Origin of the sequence: Streptococcus suis (genome assembly GCF_046032115.1) — a bacterium.
In the GTDB taxonomy this organism is placed as follows: Bacteria; Bacillota; Bacilli; order Lactobacillales; family Streptococcaceae; genus Streptococcus; species Streptococcus suis_AJ.
Genome location: NZ_JARQOZ010000062.1, coordinates 1 through 5,074 on the forward strand (window position 1 = coordinate 1; position 5,074 = coordinate 5,074).

Consider the following 5,074-nt stretch of genomic DNA (forward strand, 5'->3'; position numbering starts at 1 on the left):
GAGTGGCGGAACTATTAAGGAGATTTGATTCGGTAGAATATTGTTTGGAATACTATTTTAAAACTAAATGACTATAAATGGTTGACACAATAAATTTAGAAAAGTAGGATTCCACTTCATCCGTCCCTGGATCCGTTGAATGGAGGCCGTGACAATCTCGTAATGGTCAAAGGCAAAATCCTCTGCCGTCAAGGCTCGACCTTCATAGGAGCACTGCGATGCTTTAAAATCCACATCAATAATAATAGGCTCCCGTCCATCTGGACCTGGCTTGACTAAGTCCAAGGCCTGACTGGGCAAGTAGGCCAAGTGAGCAAGCGTCATTATCCTGCCACGTGGATCCCGCTCAGGATTGGAAAACGTCAACAATTGCTCAATCCAAGGAGTTGCGCTTGGTTGCTGAATCAATCTGTACAACGACACCGCCTACCAAGTCATTCTCCCAGTAGACCTGAAAGGCTTGAGCCTTAGGGGCAAGCAGGCTTTCCAAAATCTCCTCACGGCTAATCACCTCTTCCCCCTCTGGCATTTCCTCTGCCAAGGCTTCTAAAAACGCAGCTTGATTGCGGCGGATAAATTCTTCACGCTCTTCTTCCAGAAGCGGTCTTAGTTCTACCATTTTTCCTCCTATTTGACCACATCAAATTTGAGTTCTTCGCCCTTGACCCCAACCTTCAAGGTCGAACTAGTAGTCAAGTCACCACGGAGTAACATTTCTGCCAACGGATCTTCCAATTTGGTTTGTAAGAGCCTACGTAGCGGACGAGCTCCCATTTCTGGGTCATAACCTTGTTTAGCCAATAACTTAAGGGCTGACGGTTGCAGTTTAAGGGTAATTCCTTTCTCAGCTGTTACAGCCAACAAAGGTTTAATCATGACCTTGACAACATCCTGCATATGAGTTTCCGTTAGGCTATGGAAGACAACTTTCTCGTCAATACGGTTGATAAATTCTGGACGATAGGCCTTTTTCAATTCCTCAAAAATGCGTCTCTCCACTTCCTTGTGGTCCTTAGATAAATCAAGGGCACCAAAACCAACTGTCTTATCATCACGAAGAGCTGTTGCTCCAAGGTTTGACGTCATGATAATAATGGTATTTGAGAAATCAACCTTACGTCCCTTACTGTCCGTCAAGACACCATCATCCAAGACCTGCAAGAGAACATTGAAAATATCTGGATGAGCCTTTTCAACCTCATCAAAGAGGAGAACAGAGTAAGGTTTGTTACGAACTTTTTCTGTCAATTCGCCACCTTCTTCATAGCCCACGTAGCCCGGAGGGGCACCGTTTAAACGGCTGGCAGCGAATTTCTCCATGTATTCGGACATATCAAAACGGATAAGAGCAGATTCGTCATCAAAGAGGACTTCTGCTAAGGCCTTGGCAAGCTCTGTTTTACCGACTCCAGTTGGCCCCAAGAACATAAAGGAACCAATCGGTCTGCGACCTGTCCGAATACCTGACTGATTCCGACGAATGGCCCTGCTAACTGCAGAAATGGCTTCTTCCTGGCCGATGACACGTTTATACAGTTCTGCTTCCAGATTCAGATACTTCTTAGTATCTGATTGGCTAAGCTTGGCTACTGGGATACCTGACAAGCGGCTAAGGGTTTCTAAAATATCTTCTTCCGTCACTTCCAAGTCATAGTTTTGACTAGCTTTCGTTGTTTCTTTAGCTTCAAGCAAGAGCTTGCTAACTGTCTTGTACTTTTTAGCCATCAAGGCCTTGTCTATGCTGGTCAGACCTGTTTCCTCAGCCTGCCCTTTCACTCGATTTTGTACCGTTGCACTAGCTTCATCCAACAGATCAATGGCAGAATCTGGCAGGTTTTTACTGGTCAAATACCGCTTAGCGTAGGTCACGGCAGTCTCTACAGCTGCTTGTCCAATACGGACCCTGTGGTATTTCTCAAAAGTACCTTTTAAACCAGTCAAAATGGCAATGCTATCTTCCACTGTCGGCTCTTCAATGGTCACTTTGGCAAAACGACGAACCAGGGCTGCGTCTTTCTCAATATGCTTTTGGTACTCTGTCTGAGTCGTCGCTCCGACTGTACGGAGGGTGCCACGAGCCAGAGCTGGTTTGAGGATATTGGCTGCATCCAAGGTCGAATCAATCCCTGAGCCAGAACCCATAATGGTATGCAACTCATCGATGAAAAGGATAACTTGACCATCTTCCTCAATGTCGTTGATGATATTATTCATCCGCTCTTCGAAGTCACCACGAAAACGGGTTCCTGCAATCACATTCATCAAGTCAAGTTCCAAAACCCGCATCTTGGCCAAGCTAACAGGGACATCCCCAGCTGCCACATGCTGAGCCAGACCTAGGGCAAGTGCTGTTTTACCAACACCCGCATCCCCAACCAAGACAGGATTATTCTTGGTTTTACGAGATAAGATTTGAATCATCCGTGAGATTTCTGCATCACGACCAATAACTGGCTCCATCTTGCCTTCACGGGCCAAAGCGGTCAAATCACGAGTATAGTCCTCTAATCCACCAGTCTGTGGAGCTGGAGGCATGCCCATCATCTGCCCCATATTCGTAGCCTTGGATTTTCCACCCTTCATGACACTACGGATTGCTTTTAAGTCTTCCTTAGTAAATCCTGCACGGGCTTCCAAATTTTTACGCAAATCCAAGAAACGGATCTTATCATCTGAGTCTTCAAAATGAAAACCAACCTTGTCCAAAATCTGACTAGCTGTTGAACGTTTATCCAAGAGCATAGCCATGAACAAATGTTCTGTACCTAACTCCTTGGCCTTGACAACTCCAGCAATTTTCTTGGCCAAACTAGCCGTTTCATCCAAACGTTTTGAAGAAGGCAAGATACGGAAACTATCCAACTCTTCGCGATAAACCTTATCCGTCACGACAAAAGTCGCATGTTCATAGTCAGAAATCGAAACAGGATATTCTGCCAAGACAGCTCCCGCAACGGTATCATGGTTGATGACAAATGATAAGAGAACATGCCAGGTTTCCAAGTAATCACAGGCATAACGTTGGGCAACCAACTGAGCATCTTCAAATACTCTTTGTAAACCAGTTGAAATTTTCATGAATCAATCCTCTTTCCTATCTAAGCGTCGTAAGACTTGACGCATCATGCGAGCGCGAATGACACTTGCATCTTTTCCTAATATTTCATCAGAGCCTGTGGACAAAAAGAGATTGCCTTCTCGTTCTGTCATCAAACCTTCATCAAAAAGGAGTTGTAAAATATCCGCATATACCGTAGCAGATAGTTGCTCGCCCATATTGTTCAATAAATCATGAACCAATTCGTGCTTGTCCGAAAAGGTAATCCGACCAATACGAATGTAGCCACCGCCACCACGCTTGCTTTCCACTATGTAGCCTCGACTGGCTGTAAAACGGGTTTTTATCACGTAGTTAATCTGACTTGGCACCACTTCAAACCGACTGGCCAATTCACTCCGACGCAACTCTGCCACATTGACCTGGTCCAAGATGGCTTTGATATGTTCTTCGATATAATCTGATGTATTCTTCATCGCCATAGTATCGCCTCTTTCTTTGACTATCTTTGACCATTATACCCTAAAATGAAGAATTTTGAAAGCAAAAGCCCAGTCCCTTCCGTAGCAGAATTTTGAAATCTGCTCTGCTTTATCCTATAATAAAAGAAAAAAAGGAGAACATTATGAACTTCCAAGACTACATCCAAGATTTTACTAGCGTAACCGTGGAGCAGGCACAGGGCCTCCTAACTGCTCAAGAGGGCGACGTTCTCTTCATCGGACGAGCAACCTGCCCTTACTGCAACCGCTTTGCACCAAAACTCCATAAGGTCGCCCAAGACAAGCAAGTGACCGTCCACTTCCTCGACTCCAGCCAAGTCAGTCCTCAACTTCAAGCACTTCGCGACCACTACCAAGTGCCTACAGTCCCTGGTCTTTTAGTCGCTAAATCGACTGGCGTCCAAGTCCGCTGCAATTCCAGCATGACGGAAGAAGAAATTGCGGCTTTTATTGAGGACTAATGCTAGACATTTCCTACCAAGCCAACACCTTCCACATCTCTCATCACGGAAGACCAGTAGGCAAGATTCACAGCTACCAAAATCCCTACCACCAGACCAATACCTATCTGCGACTGGATTTAGTTGATTTCGATTGTACCATAGCAGAGCAGCTCTTCCAGTCCCTACAGACTTCCTTGGGCAAAAAGCCTCTTCAGGTTATGCTCTCCTCTGCAGAGCAGGAAAAAATCCATTTCCTCACCGCAGCTGGATTTGTCTGCAAGCGGAAATGTTATGAGTTCGAAGTGACCAAACAAGACTATCTCAGTCAAACAGGCACTACCAACCTAAACATAGCCCGCAAAGGCACCGCACCTTATCAAATAGCCTGTCAGCAAATTTTTGACCACTATCAAACAGTCCACCAAGACATCAACCCTTGGACTGCCAGTCAAGAAGAATTCGAGAAAGACTTACCTGATCTGGTTTATACAGAGTCAGAAAACTGGGCCTTCATAGATACCGATGAAATTGCCTACGTATGCGGAAAAGATGAACAAAGCTTTGATTCCTTCATCCAAGCAGTTATTGGCTCCCTATTTGAACAATATGAGCAAATTAGCTTTGAGGCTGATGACTGGGAGTGAGAAAGAACTCGACTGGTCTTAAAAAGAGTTCGTCTTCTCACCCCCGCACAGTTGATTAGCTCAGATTTGGAGTGTGAAACACGAACAAATCTGCCAATCAACCACTGCGCTGAGATGTTGACACGAACTCTGAGTAGCGTGGCTGAACTTGAGCCTAGCCACCATGCATTTAGCTGACCAATTCCGACAACCACACAAACCTAGCTGGGATACTTATATTTTAGAAATCTAACAAAAAGCACCGACCACAAGGCCGGTGCTTTTTAAGGAGATTATGAAAAATATTTAGGATTGAGTATATTATAACGCACTCGACCTACTCAGGCATCAGCCCTAAGACCGATTTATCAATCATGACCACCCGTCAAACGGGTGGTTTGAACAAGGGCTATAAGCCCACATCACCAGCCAGCGCCTAAAGACGCT

The 5,074-nt window shown here is 45.2% G+C and carries 6 protein-coding genes; 2 read left to right on the plus strand and 4 right to left on the minus strand.

The window, feature by feature from the left end:
• Nucleotides 1-63: 63 nt before the first annotated feature.
• The 4 genes from P7J36_RS11315 to P7J36_RS11330 are packed head-to-tail and all read right to left on the minus strand — an operon-like array spanning nt 64 to nt 3,540.
• Complete coding sequence (locus P7J36_RS11315) at nt 64-417, minus strand: NUDIX hydrolase (RefSeq protein WP_408551619.1); 354 nt, start codon at nt 415-417, stop codon at nt 64-66.
• Nucleotides 374-619, minus strand: a complete 246-nt coding sequence (locus tag P7J36_RS11320; RefSeq protein ID WP_398581481.1) for a hypothetical protein — start codon at nt 617-619, stop codon at nt 374-376. The genes P7J36_RS11315 and P7J36_RS11320 overlap by 44 nt, the downstream gene beginning before the upstream one ends.
• Nucleotides 620-627: 8 nt before the next feature.
• On the minus strand, nt 628-3,078 hold the full coding sequence (locus P7J36_RS11325; RefSeq protein WP_408551620.1) for an ATP-dependent Clp protease ATP-binding subunit: 2,451 nt from the start codon (nt 3,076-3,078) through the stop codon (nt 628-630).
• 3 nt (nt 3,079-3,081) lie between these two features.
• Nucleotides 3,082-3,540 (minus strand): CtsR family transcriptional regulator, encoded by a 459-nt coding sequence (locus P7J36_RS11330; protein ID WP_105108258.1) that lies wholly within the window; start codon nt 3,538-3,540, stop codon nt 3,082-3,084.
• A 143-nt stretch (nt 3,541-3,683) separates the two neighbouring features.
• Between P7J36_RS11330 and P7J36_RS11335 the strand changes: the two genes are divergently transcribed.
• Both P7J36_RS11335 and P7J36_RS11340 read left to right on the plus strand, forming a co-directional pair.
• Entirely contained in the window at nt 3,684-4,022 is a 339-nt protein-coding gene (locus P7J36_RS11335; RefSeq protein ID WP_398581483.1) for a DUF6568 family protein, read from the plus strand.
• Entirely contained in the window at nt 4,022-4,648 is a 627-nt protein-coding gene (locus P7J36_RS11340; RefSeq protein ID WP_408551621.1) for a GNAT family acetyltransferase, read from the plus strand. Before P7J36_RS11335 ends, P7J36_RS11340 begins: the two co-directional genes overlap by 1 nt.
• Nucleotides 4,649-5,074: the final 426 nt, after the last annotated feature.